Genomic DNA, 18,202 nt, shown 5'->3' with positions numbered 1-18,202 from the left:
GGAGCCTATCCGGTGAGAACCGGATCGGCGGTGTTCAGTGCTGCGGTGATCTTGTAATCCTGCAGATCCAGTGCCTTCAGTTGTTTCACGTACTGGGTGGCAAAGCCGGGATACATGGTGGCGTTGAAGCCGTCCTCGGTCAGGTACCAGCTCTGGCAGCCGGAGTTCCAGGTGGTGGCTTGCAGGCGCCGCTGGATGTCCTCGTTGTACCGGTCCTGCACCTCGGGCCGGACGTCGAGCGACTTCCACCCGAATTCCAGCAGCTTGGAAATCGCCGCGACGATGTAGTCGATCTGGGCCTCCATGTACACCAGCGCCGAGCTGTGGCCCGGTCCGGAGTTCGGCCCGAAGGTGAAAAACAGGTTGGGATAACCGGATACGGCAACGCTGCGATAGGCGTATGCACCTTTGCTCCACTCCGAGGCCAGTTCCCTGCCATCGATCCCGGTGACCGGGATCGGCGATCCGGTCGTGGACACGTCGAAGCCGGTAGCGAACACGATGGCGTCGAAGTGATGCTCGATGCCCTCGACCGTCCGAATTCCCTTGGGCGACAACCGGGCAATCGGCCAGGTCACCAGTTTGCAGTTCTCGGCTTGCAGCGCCGGATAGTAGTCACTGGTCATCAGCAGCCGTTTGCAACCGGCCGAGAAGTCCGGCTGCAGCTGGCGCCGCATCCACGGATCCCGTACCTGCACCCGCAGATTGGCCCGGCTCACGGCCTCCACCACCCGGGTGAACGGGGTATCCCACACCACGCCGAGTGCGACCGACTCGTGTCCCCAGTACCAGGCGGACCGGACCAGCTTGCCGGCCAGCGGCAGTTCCTTATGGACACGTTTGATCCACCCGCTGACCTCGCCGTTGAACTTCGGCAGCACCCACCCCGGCGTGCGTTGGAACACCTTGACCGATTCGGCGACCTTGACCAGTTCCGGGATGATCTGCACGGCGCTGGCGCCGGTACCGATCACCGCGACCTTTTTACCGGTGAAGTCGTAGTCGTGATCCCAACGGGCGCTGTGGATTTTGCGTCCCGCATACGTGTCGATGCCTGGCAGGTTGGGCAAGCTCGCGTTCGACAGCGGGCCCGACGCAACGATGACGGTGCGGGCGCGGACCGGTTCACGGTCGGCAAAACTGAGCGTCCACTGTCCCTGCGCCTCGTCGTAGACGACGCCGGTGACGTTGTGCGCGAAGCGGATGTGCGGTGCGATGCCGCGGGATTCGACCATGCCGTCGATGTACTGCAGGATCTCGGCACTGCCCGAATAGGTGCGCGACCAGTCCGGGTTCGGCGCGAAACTGTAGGAATACAAGCGAGACGGGATGTCGCACGCCGCACCGGGATACGTGTTGTCTCGCCAGGTGCCTCCCACCCGGGTATCCCGCTCGAAGATCGCAAAGTCGGTGATGCCGCGGTCTTTGAGGCGGATTGCGGCGCCGATGCCGGCGAACCCGGCACCGATGATTGCTACGGAAATCATGTCGTGGGGCTCCATCAGGCGACTGGTTCGTAGGTGAGTTCCTGCGACCAGGTGGGTGTGCGGTGCACCAGGGGCATCGGGATGACACTGGTGACCTTGACCAACGAATCGGCGAACCAGTGGTACTTGGAGGTGCGGTCGATCACCTTCTTGCCGTGCCAGGCGACAAGCCGATACATCGGCAGCTTGCGGGCGAAAGCGCTTCGCTCACCGACACTTTGGAATCGGCGTACCGCTGCGTTCAGGCGTTGTTCGTTGACGCCCATCGCAACGATGTTGTCGCGCATCTTGTTCAGCAGCGCGAAATAGCTGAAGATGCCGACCAGGATCTGGGGGTTGAGCCAGCCTGCGGCGGTGTCGATGAGCATCTTGCGCATGGTGGCGTGTCCCAGCAGATCGATCACCTCGAAGTCGACTGCCAAATGCCGGGACTCGTCCGAGTTGATCCGTTGAAACACCTCTTGGGCCACCGGGTCCTTGATCTCGTCGGTGATGAACTTGATCAGGGCCCCGTCCAGCGCCACCTCGAGCATCGGAATCACCGTGCCGAGAAAGGGCAGTTTCAGATCGTCGGCGTGCTTGTCCAGGAAGTTGATGATCAACTGCACGTTGACATTCGGCGCCGGGATCTCGTCGTCATCGAGCATCCCCCACCGACGCATCAGCGCGAGTTCGGCATTGGCGTGCTTCTGCTCTTCGGCATGGAAATGCTGGTAGATGCTCTTCAGCGTCGGGTTGGGTGCCTTCTTGGCTAACGCGGCGAAACCACGGGCGCCGACGTTCTCGATCCACATCAGGTCACTCATGAACGGCTTGAGCTTGGCCCACAACTCCGGATCGATCAGCTCGGCTCCCGGTGCGTCCCAGTCGATATCGACCAGGGCCCACTGCTTGTCTTTGATCTTTTGCAACATGCTGTCCAGATCCATCGCCACGATCAATCAGTCCTTTCGGGGATTCACTCGGAGATCGGCCTGCAGTGCCGAACCGGCCGCGAACAAGGACCGAGCGGCATTCGGACGGGAACCGTCATGTCCCGAGCCCACCACGGACTCTGCCATTTGTCAATGTGCCAACAGCTAATGGCACTATCGCTCGCGGACGGTCTGCGGTCGGGCCTCGTCCGCCGCCGCCGCGCGGATGACGTGCTGGAGCGTGCCTGAATCAGGCGTTGCGGCAACCCCTTTCGGATGCCGGAGAACATTGCGGCCGCGCAGGTTCTGCACGCCTCGTCGCAATCGCCCCCGGGCAGCAACTCTTTGGGTAGGCGGGACCGCCTGCGGCGGGTCGCAGCGCCCGGGCGCGAGGGCAGCGGCCAAGAAGTCGCCGCTGTGGCGCAGCGCGGTCCGCGCTTCGGGAATGGCGCGGAACATGGCAGGGAAGACATGTATTTGTCCCCGCGCGACGTGCAGGCTGACCGCCGCGCCGGCCGCCCCTAGCCGGGCAGCGAACGAACGGGCATCGTCAAGCAGCATTTCGGTGCCGCCGACATGGATCATCGTCGGCGGAAATCCGTCGACGTCGGCATTGAGCACATCCAGCAACTCGTGGCGAGGGTCCGCCTCGCCGATGTAGAACGCGAACGTCGCTCCCACCCGCCGCGCCGGGGCGAAGGCGTCACGTCGGCGGCGATCCCTGCTGACCGCGAGGCCACCGGTCAGATCCAGCGCGGGCGAGAACAACAGCACCGCGGTGGGAGCCGGCAGACCTTGCCGGCGCGCTGCCAGGGTGGTGGCCACGGCCAATTGGCCGCCGGCAGAATCGCCGGCCACCGCCACTGGCCGCCCCGATGCTGTCAACCACCGGTAGGCCCGTACGGCGTCGTCCACCGCGTGCGGGAAGGGGTACAGCGGTGCCTTGCGATATTCGACGGCGAAAACCGGACGGCCGGCCGCGGCGGACAACTCGCCGATCAGCCCGCGATGGGTCCGCGGGGAGCACGCCACGAAGGCGCCGCCGTGAATGTAGAGCACCGCAGGCCCGCCGGGATCGACTCCGGCCGCACAGACCCATTCGCCACGGATCCGGCCGTCCACGCCAGGCATGTCGACCGGTTCGACGCGCAATCCGCGCCGCGGCGCGGACGCCGCCGCCAGGAATACCCGCAGCGTCGCGTCCAATCCGGCCACGCCCATCGGGTTGCCGGGCAGCACGCCGGCCAACGGCCGCATCGTCGAACGGCTGAGCGCAAACAGAGCTCTACTCTGCCGACTGGGCCGATGCACTACGTCGTTGTGTTGCATATGTATCGATGTAACATTATCGGTGTGTTTGTTTCAAATCGGGTGGTGCGGCGGTGAGGTACACCGGGCTACTCGCCAAGGCGGTGCAGAAAGTCGGATCGATACCGGCCGAAGGAACCACCGCCGAGCGCATTCTGGACTCCGCGCTGAGCCAGTTCGAGGTGTTCGGCATCAACCGGTCCACGGTGGAGGACATCACCCGTCGCTCCGGGCTGTCGCGGGTCACCCTCTACCGGTATTTCTCCAGCAAGGACGCGATCATCGAGGCGGTCCTGGTTCGCGAACTCGAGACGTTCCTGCGGGAGCTGAACAGTTACGCAGGCCAGCAGTCCACCGTCGAGGACAAGTTCGTCGAAGGGTTCGTCTTCGTCCTCAACACGTTGCGCGAACACACCCTGTTGCAGCGCCTGCTGGCGACCGAGCCCGAAGCGGTACTTCCCTTCCTGACCACTGAGGGGTCCAGCACCATGCAGACGGCGTCGGCGTTCCTGGCCCGCCAACTGTCCTCGGAACTGCCGCACGACGACCGCACGCAACTGGAACTCCTCGAGATCGCCGAAGTGACCGTGCGGATCTGTCTGTCGTTCGTGCTCACGCCCTCCCAGCACATCGCCCTCGGCGACGACGACGCGGCACGCAGCTTCGCCCGCCGCTATCTGTTACCGCCCCTGCTCGGGCTCAGCACCTAGCCCTGGCACCACCCATCCCGCATCGAACCTGTACGAGAATAGGAATTTTCATGGCACACCGCTCGGCTTGGATGACCGAAGAACTCGACGGACTACGCGACCTGGTCCGTGACTTCCTCGCCAAGGAGGTCACACCCAACGTCGAGAAGTTCATCGACCAACACCACGTCGACCGGGACCTGTGGACCAAGGCCGGAGAGGTCGGCCTGCTGTGCATGTCGATCCCCGAGGAGTACGGCGGGGGCGGCGGAACCTTTGCCCACGAAGCGGTTCTCATCGAGGAACAGGCCCGCATTGCGGACACCTCCTGGGGAGTGAGCCTGCACAACACCATCGTCGCGCATTACCTGCTGGCCTACGGCACCGAAGAGCAGAAGCAGACGTGGCTGCCGCGGATGGCCTCCGGCGAAGTCGTCGGCGCCATCGCGATGACCGAGCCGGGCACCGGATCGGATCTGCAGAACGTCAAGACCCGGGCCATCCGCGACGGGGACGAGTACGTCGTCAACGGCTCGAAAACGTTCATCACCAACGGCTCTCAGGCCGACCTCATCATCACCGTCGTCAAAACCTCGGTCAACGAAGCCGCCAGCGGTATCTCGCTGGTGCTCGTCGAGGGCGACCGGCCCGGGTTCCGCCGCGGTCGCGTGCTGGACAAGATCGGCCAGAAAGGCCAGGACACCTCGGAGTTGTTCTTCGACGATGTGCGCATCCCCACCACCAACCTGCTCGGCGACACCGAAGGGCAGGGCTTCATCCAGCTGATGCAGCAGCTGCCCCAGGAACGCCTCATCATCGCCGTGGGATCGGTTGCTGGAATGGAATCGGCTGTCGCGCAGACCATTGCGTACACCAAGAGCCGACAAGCCTTCGGCAAGCCTATTTTTGGATTCCAGAACACCAAGTTCAAACTCGCCGAAGCTGCCACCGAGACCAAGATCGCGCGCGTCTTCCTCGACGACTGCATCACCAAACACCTGCGCGGCGAACTCGACATCCCGACCGTCGCCATGGCCAAGTGGTGGACCACCGAACGAGCCATGAACGTCGCCGACCAGTGCCTGCAGCTGCACGGCGGCTACGGCTACATGACCGAATACCCGATCGCCCGCATGTGGGCGGACAACCGGGTGCAGATGATCTACGCCGGCACGAACGAAATCATGAAAGAGATCATCGCGCGGACGTTGTGAAGCGGCCGGTGCTTCCTACCTGATATTCGCCAGCTTTACGAAACCGCGACCGCGGGAGCCAAGCGGGTGGCAGCGCGACAGGCGTTGCGCTCACGGTGGTGTCGTCTCTGGCGGCGTCTACACAGAAGCGGCCAGTGTTAGGTCGACCGCTCCCCACCTGCCGGTGGCATACGCCTGCGGATGCTGTTCGCGGTGTCATCTTGACGCCCCGTCTCGTGCAATCAGGAGGGCATGGTCGTCGCGATATTGGGCGCAATATCCAGCACCAAGAGTGCCGCGGCGACGTGTGTGGGGTTGTCTTCCACTTTGACCACGGAGAGTTCATTAGCACGCGACACCCGGCGCTCGACGGTGTTTCGGTGCGCATAGAGGTTGGCCGCCGCCCGAGTGGTGTTGAAGCCGCACTGCACGTAGGTCAGCAGCGCCAGCCGCAACGCTTCGTCTGCTTCGGCCAACGGGCCGAGAGTCTTGGTGACGAACCGTCGTGCGCTGGCGGGGTCCGTCGTAATGCTGTCGATGAGCTCGACGTCTGCGTACGCCGTAAAGCGCCGGTCGGATCCGAGCCGAACGATCAGCGCCTGAGCCGCGAGGGCGTCCTGGTGGCTGGACCTGAACCCGTCGAGTCCTTTTCCCGGCCTTCCGACGGCCGCTCGAATATCCGCTGCCTTCGCCACGATCTTCTCGACGTGGCGGACGTCAGGTGTCGCGGTCCCGGATAGCCAGATCCAACGCGACGCAGCACTTGCGCGGGCTATCAGGGCGCTTCCCCCCGCCGAAGCGGAACGCACGGCCGCGACCACGTCGTCCAACGCGTCGGCCCGCTGAAGATCGTCGGTCCATACGACGAGTGCCACGTGCGAGCGGGCCAACCGGTACCTCAGCCGCCCTTCCGCGAGGTCCTCGGTCATGGGGGCCCCACTGGCGATCAGCTGTATCAGCGCAATCGCGTCGGCACTTGCAGTACCCATCGCGGCCGCAAGGCTGGCCTCACGCAGGGCAGAGACCGAGTCGAGGGCGTACTGCACCAACGACTTCGCCGACACGTCGAGAACCTCCACGAGGAGGCCAGGGTCTGTGCAATGCGACACGCATTCTTCGAGCCATCGGCGCCAGCCGACACCGAGCGCCACCCGCCATCCTCCCGCGAAATCCGGGGCGATGCCGCGGGAAACGAGGTCGCGGATGTACTCCGCTATCCTCGGGCCGATGTAAGGCTCGACCCTTCGCCCCGGTTGCTGGATGTTCGACGTCAGCCACTGGACGAGATCGGAGCGGTTGAGGTGGCGGTCCTCCTCGACCAGCGACGCATCCGGAAGCAGGGCAGGCTCGTACTGCGCCATGAGTGCGGCCCCCGCGATGACCTCAGTCATCGCATCCGTCTCCGTCAAGAGCCGCTGACACAGTGTTCGGATTGCGTCAGCGGCCTCGACGGTGGGCAGGGGCCACAAATCCTCCATACCGACAAGTCTCCCCTGACCGTGCGGGACGAGGCGCTTACACCGACGCCTTTTCCTCGACGCTGACCAGCCCGGCGACCCGTTCTGCGGCCCGCAGGCCAGCGAGAATGGCACCATTCATGGTTCCGGCCCACTCGCCTGCGGTTTCGGTGCCAGCCCAGTGAATCCGCCCGTGCGGGTCGGTGAGGGCGCTGCCGTAGCTCACGGACGCATAGGGAGGCGCGGCGGGGTGCGGTCCACCAGGGGCGAACGCATCTGTGCCCCAGCAGTGGTCGATGTAATCGATGGGGGTCATCGCCTGTGGGCCGTACAAGTCGGCCAGCTGTTGGATCACTCGGCTGCGCCGCATCTCGGGACTGAAGCCGTCGAACACGCGCGGGGAGCAGAACACCATCAGGATTCCGGGTCCACTGTCGTCCGGCGAGACATCGAAGGTGATGAACGCCGTTCCGGTGTCGGTAAGCCCTTCACCCGAAAGCCCGTCAGCCCGCCAGAATGGCTTTTCATAGGCAACGAACGCCTTGCTGAGCGCGCCCATGGGCCAGGTTCTCGTGAGTCCCGCAGCTTTCTCTGGAAGCGCAGGCTGGAACTCGATGTCGGCGCGGTGCGGCGGGGCGACCGTGACGATAGCGTACTTGGCTCTGATTGTTGCCGAGTCGGTCTGGACGGTTGCGCCGTTGTCGTCTTGAGTGATACGGCGAACCGGAGCATCTACGGCAACTCGGTCACCGAGCCGCTCGGCGAGCCGCTTGGCGATCTCCTGAGTGGTTTCGGTGATTCGGTCCTGATTGGCCCCGTTCTCGACGTCGAGCATATGGCTGAGCCCCCCTGCGGCGCGGATGTAGCGCAGTACGTGAAGCAGCGAGACGTCTGCCGGGCTGCAGCCCCACTGCACCTTGCTGACAATCGCCATCAGCGCACGAGTACTGGACAGCGCCCTTTTGCGATCGAGCCATTCACCGAACGAGACGGCGTCGAGTTGGACGGCGTCCGGGGACTCCCAGGCGGCATCGACGTGGACGGTCCGTACCAACTTTTCCAGCGCCCGCTGCATGCGGGCCATGTCAACCAAGACTGCCGGGGAGACGGCAGGGATGGTGCCCTTGTACGTGCGACGGCGACCGGCCATCCACAGGACGTTGCGGCCTTCGTTGAACTGACCGGTCGTCGTGCATCCCATTCGCTTGGCGAGGTCGCGGATTGCGGTGTGCTGCGGTGAAACCCATGTTGCCCCGAGGTCTACCTCGACGCCAGCGACCTCACCGGAGAACGATCGGCCCCCGACCCGGTCCCGACCTTCGACAACTATGACTGAAAGCCCCATGCTGACCAGGCGCTCTGCTGCACTCAGGCCGGCGAAGCCCGCACCGACGATGACGACATCGACAGTCGGAGCGCCGGAACTGCTTTCACGAGATTTCGACATGATTCCCTCCTTGGTTCACGCGGTCTGCATGTTGTGAGATGTATTGGGTGATCGGATCGACTAGGGCCTCGGGAATGTGATGGCCCATCCCGGGAATGACGACATGTTGGGCCGAGCGGATTGCCTGCACGGTGGCTGCGCCGCCACTGGGGTTCACCAAGACGTCGCGATCACCGTTGATGACCACGGTCGGTGCAGTGATCCTGCGCAACTGTTCGGTCCGGTCGCCGGATGCCTGGATCGCCTGAATCTGGCGGGCGATTCCGGCGGCCTGGTCCCCGGCGCACCGATCCCAACCACGCGCTGCGACGGCGGCTTCCGCGGCGTCGTCGATGGGGTACGCCGTTCCGGCGATGTGCCGAGTGATCTGCAGGTGGTTGCGCACGGCTGCAGTTCTGGTCTTGGCCGGCGCAGCGAGGAGCAGTCGCATCGTCGACAGCGCAGGCCGGCCGACTTTGCGCGCGCCGGTGGTCGAGAAAATGGACGTCAGGGACAGCACCCGCTCCGGTTTCGTCGCCGCGATCGTCTGCGCGATCATGCCGCCCATCGATCGTCCGACGAGGTGAATTTGCGCGATCCCGAGATGGTCGAGCACTTCAACACAGTCAGTTGCCATGTCCGCCAGCGTGTAGGCGTCGCTGCGAGGGCGCGCGAGCACCTGGCGCCAGCTCGAGGGTGGCGGGCTGCTCGCGAACGTGGACTGGCCGATGTCCCGGTTATCCATGCGAAGGACCCGAAAACCCTGGCCGACAAGCGATCCGACGAATGACTCGGTCCAGAAGGTAAGGTCCTCCCCTAGCCCGGCGATGAGCAGGATCGCGGGGTCGGCCTTATCTCCGGACTCACGGAAGCAGATCGTCACTCCGGATGAGAGGGTTGCGTACCGGTCTGAGTCAGACATAGGCCTGTGCCCTCTCGCTGACGCCGAACTCGAGGTGCTCGTCGGCGACCGGACCGCGCAGCGCCTTGGCGTCCTCCTGGTACGACATCGCCATCCGCCACGGGGCGACCGCGCCCTGCTTCGGTAGGAACTTCGCCCCGCGCTTGGCGTAGCCGGATTGAAGGTCCATCACAGGCCTGCGATCCATTCCGGGCAGCGGAACCGGGACCGCCCGGTCGTAACCATGGGCATCCATGTGCTTGACGAGGTCGATGAAGTAGCGGCACATCAGGCTCACCTTGAGAGTCCAGGACGACGTCGTGTAGCCAATGGCCATCGCCCAGTTGGGGATTCCGCTCAGAAGCATCCCGCGATAGGCGAAGGAGTCGGCGAGGTCCACCTGCTGCCCGTCGACCACGATCGGCATTCCGTCGAACAGTTGCAGGTTCAGTCCGGTGGCGGTCACGATGATGTCGGCTTCGAGCTCTTCGCCCGACTTCAAGACGATTCCGTGCTTGCTGAACCGCACGATGGAGTCAGTGACCACCGAGGCGCTGCCGTCCTTGATCGCGTCGAAGAAGTCGCCGTCGGGCGCTGCACACAGTCGCTGGTCCCATGGGTTGTAGGGCGGGTTGAAGTGCTTGTCGACGTCGAAACCCTCGGGGAGCCGCTTGATGTTCGCGCGGCGAATCAGCTTTCGCCCAGCGTGCGGGAACATCCGAAGCCCCTTGACGATCCCGCGTTCGATCCAGATGTTCTTGAACCGAGTCACGGCGTATCCACGTTTAGCGCCTAGGAGTTTCGTGAGCGCGACCGCGACGCTGTCGACCCGGGGAATCGGCATGATGTAGGTCGGAGTGCGCTGCAGCATCGTCACGTGTTGGGCCGCACCAGCGCCGGTCAACATCGCCGGCACCATCGTGACCGCGGTCGCGCCGCTGCCGATGATGACGACTTTCTTGCAGCGGTAGTCGAGGTTGTCCGGCCAGTGCTGGGGGTGCACCACCAGCCCTTCGAAGTCGTCGCGGCCGGCAAACTCCGGAGCGAACCCCTGGTCGTAGCGGTAGTAACCGGTGGCCGCGAAAACCCACCCAGTGCGGATCGTCTTCGTGGCAGTCCAGCCGGTGACGGGGTCTGTCGCTTCGACGGTGAGCGTCCACTTCGAGTCCGTCGAGGACCATTCGGACTGCACGACGCGGTGCCGGAACTTGATGAGGCCCGCCAGGTTGTTCTCGTCGACCGTTTCCTGGAGGTACTCCCGGATCAGGTGTGCGTCGGCGATCGCCGACTCGTGGCGCCACGGCTTGAACTCGTACCCGAAGGTGTGCAGGTCGGAGTCGGAGCGGATGCCCGGGTAGCGGAAGAGATCCCATGTGCCGCCGATGTTGCCGCGGCCCTCCAACACGACGAGGGACTTGTCCGGAAGCTCGCGGGTGAAATACGTTGCCGCGCCGATTCCCGAGATTCCCGCTCCGATGATGACGACGTCGAACTCCTCGACCTCGCCCAATACCTCAGTTGTCATGGCTGCCAACTCCTCGTCGTTCTGGTGACTTCGTGACGTCCACAGTGGCTGAGGTATGGCGTTGCTCACTACGACGTTGCGCACCTCCTTTCGTCCGAGCGAGTGCATGGTGCACCGGGAGCGGTACCGGGGTGTCTGACGGGTGCACGGTGCCCTTGGTGCGCCCCTGAACAGGTGCGCATTGTCGTTGTGACCGCAGTGACCAGCTGGCGACAGTAAAGGCACCTGAATCTTGAAAGGAACCCTGGCAAATGAAGGACATCGCGTTCCTCCTTTCCGATGTGTGGCTGATCGTCGTCGGCTTCTCGTGCGGCTGGAAGTTCCTCCGCAACTACGGCAACTGGCTGCTCGGCCTCGAATGCATGGTCGTCGGTGTATCGGCGACAAACTTCCTCGTTGGCTCGCTGCTCGGCCCCGAAGCCGGCAACGTCCCGTTTTCCGTCGCCTTCTTCCTCGACGCGTTCTCCCGGTCATTCGGCTTCACACTCGTCCCGGTGTTAGGCCTGATGGTGGTGACCCACCGGTACAAGCCGACCCTGGCGGTCGAGGTCGGCGCGTTCGGGCTCGCCGTTGTGGGCGGACTCGTCCTGGGCGGGCTGGACCACTCGACGCTGCACGTCGGCCCCGCCAGCTTCTTCGTCGTGATGAACCTGCTCACCACGCTGTTCCTCGCGTACTTCGTGACGCGGCTGTGGGGCATCGGCGTCAAGCATCTTGCCGGCTGGGCGGCGTTGGTCACGGCTGCGGGGACCGCGATCGCGGTCACCTACGACTTCTTTCCGCTCCCCTTCGACGACGAACTTCGCACGATCTTCTACACCGCCGCGCTGACGACGTGGGGCGCTCAGGGCTTGGTCTACTACCTCGCCTACCGCGCAATGCACACCCACAACATTTCCGCCGATGCGAAGCCGGATCAGAAAGTGACTGCACTGTCATGAAGATCGGCAGCGTGGAGTACAGCATCTTTACCGGCTCTGACCAACGATCTCATTTCTTCAGTGGGGTTGTCGGAGTATGTGATTGAGAGTCTCGGCGGTCGCCTCGACATCAGCGGAGGGGTGCGCTCGGTGCGGCCGACGACGCCGCTCTGGGTGGATCCACCTGCCATCGCCTGGCCGAACACCGAAAGATCCGGCAGCACAACGTATTATCGGCGGTGCCGCCACCCGCCAGCCGGAATCCGGCGATCACTTCGTCGACGATGAGCACAACTCCGTGCCGATCGCAATAGCCGGCAGACCACCTGCATCGCACCGACAACCTGTCGGACGGCATCCACGATGCGCGGATCACTGTGCCCGAGAAGTATTAGGCCACACGTCATCAGGTAGTCGACGTAGCGGTCACCGTCCAAGTCCCAGACGTACGCGCCGCGCACCCGCACGAAAAGCGGGTGGGGCGCATGGCGGCGCGAAGACCGGACCCTACTCCCCCGCCGAGACTGCGACGAGCACGCTCGAAGGCAAGACGCGAACTATTCAACGCCACCGCGCGACTCCCTTGCTTGTTCTTCTGCAGGCTTCCGGCGGGCGGACGAGATGTTCATCAGTATTTGATCACTGAACGAATTCCGACGCCACGCTTCATCTCGTCGAACCCCTCGCTGATGTCTTCCAGGTCGATGACCCGAGTGATGAGTGAGTCGAGATCGATGCGTCTGTGCATGTAGTGCTCGACGAGCATGGGGAAATCGGCGTCGGCCTTGCTGAACCATAGTTCGAGCCGATGAGCGAAAGCTCCTGGCCGGACATGACAAACGGATCGATCGTGACCGTCACGCGTCCGCCACTTGGCCGACGACCACGGCAGTGCCGCCGCGGGCCAACACGGCGTAGGCGGCCTCGATGGTCTGCGGCAGCCCGATGGCCTCAATCGCGACTTCCACGCCCCGACCGTCAGTGAAGTGCGCGACCTTCGCCGCCAGATCGTGGCGGGCGCTGTTGATGACCTCAGTGACTCCGAAAATGCTTACGTGGTTGAGCTTTTCGTTGGAGATATCGGCAGCGATGATCTTCTGCGCGCCGACGAGACGAGCACCCATAATCGCATTCAGCCCGACGCCGCCACAATGCCTGGCTCACCATGTCGCACAAGACGGGCCGGTCGCTGACGCAGTAGCGGCACCGGCGACACGAGGGCGTCCAGGAGAGGACAACATGATCGCCGGGCGCCAGCGTCGTGACTGCCCTCCCCGACGCTCTCGACGATCCCGGCGCCCTCGTGGCTGAGGATCGTGGGGTTGGGCGCGTCCCATTCACCGGCGATCACATGCAGGTCGCTGTGGCACAACCCACTCGCCTGCATCCGCACGAGTACGTCGCCGGGCGGCGGAGTCGAGGGGCCGAAACTTTTTCGATGTTGAGTGGCGCGTTCGCGGTCCGGAACACGGCGGCGTCGAATTCGATCGTCATGACATCTCCTAAACGAGGTTGGATTCCGACCGCAATACGGAGTCCCCGCCCGTCTGGCCGCACTATCGGTCAGAGGTCGAGGTAGTCCGCGAGCTCGCTGTAGTCGACCTGCCAAAGTCCCGGAGAGCCGGTCGGGTATTGCGAGCGGAATCCGATGAGGCTCTGAACGCGGGGCGGGAGTGATCGTGCAAGTTCGCGGTCGACTAGAAACGGGTAAGCCTCCTCGCCTACCAGGAAGCCCGGGTTGAGTGCGAAGCTGACCGCACGGCGGTACTCGTCGGAAGTTCGGTTCGCGCCGCCGCCGTGGGCGGTCTTGCCGCTGAAGAACAGCGCGTCGCCAGCGCTCATCTCGGCTGGAACGGTCTGCTCACGCGTGCCGCGGTCCTCGAAGTCATCCCACTTGTGGCTACCCGGGATCACTCGGGTGGCGCCGTTCTCCTCGGTGAAGTCGGTCAGGGCGATCAGGAAGTTGACGGTCACCTCGGGGCCTGCGGGCCCCAAACCGACGAACGGAAACCAGTTCTCCAGGTCGCGATGGAGCATCTGGGCGGCATTGCCCGGACCAATCTCGATCACCTGAGCCGTCGTCATCCAGTAGGTTCCCGATTCTTCGAGAAACACCGCATCGGCAAGCGCATGAACAAGGTCGTGATCGATCACTTCGCGGCGGAACGTCTCGCTTCGGCTGACCAGGTTGGTGAGGCGCTTGGTGTTCCGGCCGTGGAACTCAGCGATGATTTCGTTGTCGTGCTTGGAACCGGGATTCAGCTCGTGCAGAGCCGGGTCGATCTCGGTATTGAATCGTGCGACTTGATCCGGTGTGAGAAGTCGTTGAATGATGACGCCGCCATCCTCGCGGACGATCGACAGAATCTCGTCGATCAGAGCGGTACTGGCGATCGTGCGTAATTTCGCGGTGGCAGTTGCAGACATGGCGGCGACATTCCTTGCTGTGGTCGGTGTGATCCGGGGACTCCACAATGGACGAAGCTCGACCCACGGGACTACAGCATCCCGTCGCAGATTTCGGTGGCACGGGTGCACATTGCACTACCCCGGGTGACGTATATCCGCTCCCAGTGGACGTGCCGCATCGAGGACGTCAGATGACCATGACCCCGGAACGCGGTCTGCGCATGCCGCCCATCACGACTGATGGCGCCAAACAACTCGATCAGATTGCCGGCTCAGTACTCTGGCGTGCTGGTGGGGTCACCGGGCTACAGAGCACCGCAGTACCTCGGAACCGTTGTCAGCTCTGAGGATTCGAGCACCCTCGGGCAGGGTCTTTGAATCACTGCTGCCACGGTCACCGCCCCCCGTCGCCAGTCGTCGCGTCTCATTCTCTCGGCTAAGAACGCAACCCGCGGGCACCATCTGCAACTGACCTCGGCTCGGCCCTTACCGCGCCATGTTGGCGAAGCGCGACAAGTGCAGCTGGTGCGCCACGGTCACCGTCCTGGTTGGGCCGTTACGGTGTTTGGCGAGAATGAAATCCGCTTCTCCCCCGCGCGGGTCATCCCGTTCGAAAGCATCTGGACGGTTGAGCAATATGACCATGTCCGCATCTTGTTCCAAACTGTTGTGTGCTGCAATACCGTTCACAACGAAATTATGTGTGCCGCTTACTGTTCCGTCGTAAACATCTTGTCCGCCTAGGCTCGTAATTTCCACGACCGCATCCCAGTAGACGTCGCTGGTCGCCAATGCATGAATATTGCGATCCTCGAGTAGTGCCGCCGCGCGGTGCAACCGGGCCCGGCTCGGCGAGTGCCGCCACATGGTCGATCCGCAGAAGTGCGTGCCCATCGCGGTCGCGAACTGACGGTGCGTCATGCGCTTGTCGGACAACGCATTCCGGACCTGCGTCCATACTCCCGCCGGCACTGTGTCTAGGTTGGGATTACGGACTCTCCCGTCGAGGTGCGACAACACCTCTCGCGCCGCCGCTGCCTTTACGCCGTGCACACCGACATGATTCAGGAAACGCACCTGGTTCTGCGCGCCATAGATGTACAGGTGCCACGAGTCGCGGTAGCCCAGCTTTTTCGCGCGCTTGATCCGCGCGTAAACCCCTACCCGCAGCAGCAATTGCGCTACATCGTCGATGAGACGCCGGCTCGTCGACGCGTAATAAATGCGCCCAATACCCGCCGTCGCATCCCAGCGCACCGAACCGTCCGTCGCCCACAGATGCCGCAGGAACAACGCCACCTGATCGTTGGGAGCGCGGAAAACCGCTTCGGGAACGAACTTTTCGTAGCTGCGCTTTCCGAACAACCCGAGTCCGTCCAGCCACGCCGCGATCGGGTTGCGCCGCCCGCGCGCCAATCGCTGCGGTGCCGGCAACCGCAGGGTAGTCACTCGTGCCGGCGGATATTCGTCGCGGACGGCCCGCACGCCGAAGTGCGCGGCAGCCACCGTCACTGCGACAAGATTCGCCTCGTCGATGGATGCATAGCGGATCGGTTGCCGCTTCACGCACGATCCGTCGCCGATCATGTGCGCGAGCAGCATTACCTCGGCATCGTCCATCCGCTGGGTGTCGACGGGTTCCGGCACCCGCCGCGGCGCCGCGATGCGATCACCAATCTTGAGCTCTTCCAACGCTGTCCAGCCTTCAAGCTTCAGGAAGGGGTGGTTGGCGGTGGCCTCGATTTCGCGCCCGGAGGCCAGCCGCAGCCGGAACACTTCCTTGTGCCCGCTCGGGAACACGTTGGTCATCGGCCGCGCGACCATGCGGAAACGCTCGTCCAGTGACCAGACCAGCGGCCGTTCCCCGGTGTGCATCAACTCGCCGAACGTGACTTCGGCACCGGTGTCGGCGCGCAGCACTCGCGTCGCAGCGGTGACGCACCCCGACTCACGGAGGTCCGACAGCATGGGTTTCTTGTCGGTGCGCTGCTCGGGACCGCGGTTGAGCTGACTGATCGCGACCACCGGAACCTCGAGTTCCTTCGCCAACAGCTTGAGATGCCTGGAGAACTCGGACACTTCGATCTGACGGGACTCGACCTTCTTGCCGGAGGACATCAGCTGTAGATAGTCGACCACGACGAGTTTCAGGTTGGCTTTCTGCCGTAACCGGCGCGCCTTGGCACGGATCTCCATCATGGTCAGGTTCGGCGAGTCGTCGATGTACAGCGGTGCCTCGCTGATCTCACTCATCCGCCGTGCCAGCCGAGTCCAGTCGTCGTCGGTCATCCGGCCCGAACGCATGTCGGCGAGTTTGATCTTTGCCTCCGCTGACAGCAAACGCATCACAATCTCGGACTTGCTCATTTCCAGCGAGAAGATGACGCTGGCCATCCGGTTCTTGATCGAGCACGACCGCATGAAGTCCAACCCGAGGGTGGAGTTGTGTGTCGGCACCATCCCCTCGCCGGCCAGGTACAGGTGCTCCTCGTTGTCCACCTCGACGCAGCGCACCGCAACGCTGGGCACCCGCCGGACGGACACGATCTGCAACACCGGAGTCATGACCGCCACGTGCCGCCCGAGCGGTCCCGATCCCGCCGGCGCGATGGTGTCCAGGCCGCTGCGCAACTGGGCCGATGCCCGGACGCCATCGCGGGTGGGCCACAGGTGCTGCGCATCGGCGACGATCGTTGTGCCGTCAGAAAACTCGATCTCAAAGCACGGCCGTCCCAACAAAATCTGAGTCGCTGCCGTCACCTGGGTTGGAAGGCCGTCCGCATCCAGCAGCCAGTCACCGACCGAGACGTCACCCATGGTGGTCCAGCCGTCAGGTGCGGGCAGCGGCGTATCGAGTGCCAGTGCCTTCCCCACCCCCGGCCGCGCCGCCACAATGATCATCTGCCCCGGATGCAGTCCATTGGTGACCTCGTCGAGTTCGGTGAACCCGGTCGGCACACCGCGCGAGATACCGCCGTTGGAGGCGATGGCATCGATCTCGTCCATCGTCGGCTGCAACAACTTTTCCAGCGGGACAAAATCTTCCGAGGTCCGCCGGTCCGCGACATCGTAGATCTCGGCCTGGGCCCGGTCCACGATCTCGGCCACATCAGCGCCGTCGGCACCGGCGTAGCCGTACTGCACCACCCGGGTGCCGGCCTCGACCAGGCGGCGCAGCAGGGCCTTCTCGGCGACGATCCCTGCGTAGTAGCCCGCGTTGGCGGCCGTCGGCACGGTCGAGATCAAGGTGTGCAGATACGGCGCCCCGCCGATGCGGCGCAACAACCCGCGGCGGTCGAGTTCAGCGGCCACGGTCACCGCGTCGGCAGGTTCGCCGCGCCCGTACAGATCCAGGATGGCGTCGTAGACGTTTTGGTGGGCCGGACGGTAGAAGTCGCCGGGCCGCAACCGCTCCAGGACATCGGCGATGGCGTCCTTGCTCAGCAGCATCCCGCCCAGCACCGACTGCTCGGCCGCGAGATCTTGCGGCGGCTGCCGGCCGTAATCTTCGCTGGGTGGCGAAGCATCCATCCCCGGATGCGACAGGTCATCGACGACCGCCACAGGCCGTCACCTCCCTTTGACTACGGCACCGAACATACATTCGATCTCTGACGTTCAGAGCGTAAGTCAAAGCACCGACACCACCCCCTGCTCGACTGGCCTCGACGAACGTAAACGTTGCTGGGTCCCGGTCCAAGCGCACTTGTTCATGAAGCTGTGCATCGCGTGTGCATAGCCGTCGACACCCGTGTTGAGCGGACTGTGGACAACCTGTGTATCGAGATGGCTGAGGACGACATCACCGCTGCTAACCGGCATACACCGCCTGCGGCATGGTGTGGACAACAATCTCGTCGGCGTGTCGGGCCAGGTTATCGCGCCGGGCGTGTTGGTTTTCGGCCAGATTTTCGCGAAGTAAATGCCCGGTTACGGGGGCTGTCCGCAGAGCACTTCGGTTTTGTTCGCCAGC

15 protein-coding genes and 1 pseudogene are annotated in these 18,202 nt (G+C 63.8%); 3 read left to right on the top strand and 13 right to left on the bottom strand.

The features are described 5' to 3' along the window. Window positions 1-5: 5 nt before the first annotated feature. The 3 genes from ACZYZ9_RS11365 to ACZYZ9_RS11355 form a co-directional block, all read right to left on the bottom strand. A complete protein-coding gene (locus ACZYZ9_RS11365) occupies window positions 6-1,487 on the bottom strand; it encodes a flavin-containing monooxygenase (protein WP_463826351.1) in 1,482 nt (493 codons plus the stop codon). A gap of 14 nt (window positions 1,488-1,501) precedes the next feature. Then, the gene (locus tag ACZYZ9_RS11360) at window positions 1,502-2,422 is read right to left on the bottom strand and encodes a ferritin-like domain-containing protein (RefSeq protein WP_463826350.1); all 921 of its coding nucleotides are present in this window, start codon (window positions 2,420-2,422) and stop codon (window positions 1,502-1,504) included. A gap of 153 nt (window positions 2,423-2,575) precedes the next feature. After that, complete coding sequence (locus ACZYZ9_RS11355; protein WP_463826349.1) at window positions 2,576-3,658, bottom strand: alpha/beta hydrolase; 1,083 nt, start codon at window positions 3,656-3,658, stop codon at window positions 2,576-2,578. Window positions 3,659-3,783: 125 nt separating this feature from the next. On the opposite strand from ACZYZ9_RS11355, the gene ACZYZ9_RS11350 reads away from it, so the two are divergent. Together ACZYZ9_RS11350 and ACZYZ9_RS11345 are read left to right on the top strand one after the other, a co-directional pair. Next, the gene (locus tag ACZYZ9_RS11350) at window positions 3,784-4,419 is read left to right on the top strand and encodes a TetR/AcrR family transcriptional regulator (RefSeq protein ID WP_463826348.1); all 636 of its coding nucleotides are present in this window, start codon (window positions 3,784-3,786) and stop codon (window positions 4,417-4,419) included. Window positions 4,420-4,469: 50 nt separating this feature from the next. Next, window positions 4,470-5,612: an acyl-CoA dehydrogenase family protein gene (locus ACZYZ9_RS11345; RefSeq protein ID WP_463826347.1), complete on the top strand. Its 1,143-nt coding sequence runs from the start codon at window positions 4,470-4,472 to the stop codon at window positions 5,610-5,612. A 221-nt stretch (window positions 5,613-5,833) separates the two neighbouring features. On the opposite strand, the gene ACZYZ9_RS11340 is transcribed toward ACZYZ9_RS11345, so the two are convergent. The 4 genes from ACZYZ9_RS11340 to ACZYZ9_RS11325 all read right to left on the bottom strand — a co-directional run bounded on the left by ACZYZ9_RS11340 (window position 5,834) and on the right by ACZYZ9_RS11325 (window position 10,900). Continuing rightward, a complete protein-coding gene (locus ACZYZ9_RS11340; RefSeq protein WP_463826346.1) occupies window positions 5,834-6,982 on the bottom strand; it encodes a PucR family transcriptional regulator in 1,149 nt (382 codons plus the stop codon). A gap of 124 nt (window positions 6,983-7,106) precedes the next feature. Continuing rightward, a complete protein-coding gene (locus tag ACZYZ9_RS11335; protein ID WP_463826345.1) occupies window positions 7,107-8,495 on the bottom strand; it encodes a flavin monoamine oxidase family protein in 1,389 nt (462 codons plus the stop codon). Beyond that, window positions 8,479-9,396, bottom strand: coding sequence for an alpha/beta fold hydrolase (locus ACZYZ9_RS11330; protein ID WP_463826344.1), 918 nt, complete (start codon window positions 9,394-9,396; stop codon window positions 8,479-8,481). Before ACZYZ9_RS11330 ends, ACZYZ9_RS11335 begins: the two co-directional genes overlap by 17 nt. Then, on the bottom strand, window positions 9,389-10,900 hold the full coding sequence (locus ACZYZ9_RS11325; protein WP_463826343.1) for a flavin-containing monooxygenase: 1,512 nt from the start codon (window positions 10,898-10,900) through the stop codon (window positions 9,389-9,391). The genes ACZYZ9_RS11330 and ACZYZ9_RS11325 overlap by 8 nt, the downstream gene beginning before the upstream one ends. A gap of 251 nt (window positions 10,901-11,151) precedes the next feature. On the opposite strand from ACZYZ9_RS11325, the gene ACZYZ9_RS11320 reads away from it, so the two are divergent. Beyond that, on the top strand, window positions 11,152-11,841 hold the full coding sequence (locus tag ACZYZ9_RS11320) for a transporter (protein WP_463826342.1): 690 nt from the start codon (window positions 11,152-11,154) through the stop codon (window positions 11,839-11,841). 209 nt (window positions 11,842-12,050) lie between these two features. Here ACZYZ9_RS11320 and ACZYZ9_RS11315 read toward each other — a convergent pair whose 3' ends face one another. From ACZYZ9_RS11315 to ACZYZ9_RS11290, 6 genes and pseudogenes are all read right to left on the bottom strand, one after another. Beyond that, window positions 12,051-12,281 carry an aminotransferase class III-fold pyridoxal phosphate-dependent enzyme gene (locus tag ACZYZ9_RS11315; protein WP_463826436.1) on the bottom strand — a complete coding sequence of 77 codons (231 nt, stop codon included), beginning with the start codon at window positions 12,279-12,281 and terminating at the stop codon, window positions 12,051-12,053. Window positions 12,282-12,677: 396 nt separating this feature from the next. Then, window positions 12,678-12,944 carry a zinc-binding dehydrogenase gene (locus ACZYZ9_RS11310; protein ID WP_463826341.1) on the bottom strand — a complete coding sequence of 89 codons (267 nt, stop codon included), beginning with the start codon at window positions 12,942-12,944 and terminating at the stop codon, window positions 12,678-12,680. Then, complete coding sequence (locus ACZYZ9_RS11305; protein ID WP_463826435.1) at window positions 12,853-13,161, bottom strand: alcohol dehydrogenase catalytic domain-containing protein; 309 nt, start codon at window positions 13,159-13,161, stop codon at window positions 12,853-12,855. The genes ACZYZ9_RS11310 and ACZYZ9_RS11305 overlap by 92 nt, the downstream gene beginning before the upstream one ends. A gap of 1 nt (window position 13,162) precedes the next feature. Further along, window positions 13,163-13,207: pseudogene (locus tag ACZYZ9_RS11300) on the bottom strand (hypothetical protein); the annotation flags it as partial. A gap of 176 nt (window positions 13,208-13,383) precedes the next feature. Further along, complete coding sequence (locus ACZYZ9_RS11295; protein WP_463826340.1) at window positions 13,384-14,247, bottom strand: phytanoyl-CoA dioxygenase family protein; 864 nt, start codon at window positions 14,245-14,247, stop codon at window positions 13,384-13,386. A gap of 468 nt (window positions 14,248-14,715) precedes the next feature. Then, window positions 14,716-17,793 (bottom strand): replicative DNA helicase, encoded by a 3,078-nt coding sequence (locus ACZYZ9_RS11290; RefSeq protein WP_463826339.1) that lies wholly within the window; start codon window positions 17,791-17,793, stop codon window positions 14,716-14,718. Window positions 17,794-18,202 lie beyond the last annotated feature (409 nt).

The sequence above is a fragment of the Mycobacterium sp. IDUB_28 genome (genome assembly GCF_055419285.1).
This window is presented reverse-complemented; position numbering and strand designations above follow the sequence as displayed.

Bases quoted from the DNA above. Each gene is read 5' to 3' on its own strand.
- ACZYZ9_RS11320 (WP_463826342.1), top strand. From the start codon at position 11,152: ATGAAGGACATCGCGTTCCTCCTTTCCGATGTGTGGCTGATCGTCGTC.
- ACZYZ9_RS11365 (WP_463826351.1), bottom strand. From the start codon at position 1,487: ATGATTTCCGTAGCAATCATCGGTGCCGGGTTCGCCGGCATCGGCGCC.
- ACZYZ9_RS11355 (WP_463826349.1), bottom strand. From the start codon at position 3,658: ATGCGGCCGTTGGCCGGCGTGCTGCCCGGCAACCCGATGGGCGTGGCC.
- ACZYZ9_RS11295 (WP_463826340.1), bottom strand. From the start codon at position 14,247: ATGTCTGCAACTGCCACCGCGAAATTACGCACGATCGCCAGTACCGCT.
- ACZYZ9_RS11335 (WP_463826345.1), bottom strand. From the start codon at position 8,495: ATGTCGAAATCTCGTGAAAGCAGTTCCGGCGCTCCGACTGTCGATGTC.
- ACZYZ9_RS11340 (WP_463826346.1), bottom strand. From the start codon at position 6,982: ATGACTGAGGTCATCGCGGGGGCCGCACTCATGGCGCAGTACGAGCCT.
- ACZYZ9_RS11345 (WP_463826347.1), top strand. From the start codon at position 4,470: ATGGCACACCGCTCGGCTTGGATGACCGAAGAACTCGACGGACTACGC.
- ACZYZ9_RS11330 (WP_463826344.1), bottom strand. From the start codon at position 9,396: ATGTCTGACTCAGACCGGTACGCAACCCTCTCATCCGGAGTGACGATC.
- ACZYZ9_RS11310 (WP_463826341.1), bottom strand. From the start codon at position 12,944: ATGGGTGCTCGTCTCGTCGGCGCGCAGAAGATCATCGCTGCCGATATC.
- ACZYZ9_RS11325 (WP_463826343.1), bottom strand. From the start codon at position 10,900: ATGACAACTGAGGTATTGGGCGAGGTCGAGGAGTTCGACGTCGTCATC.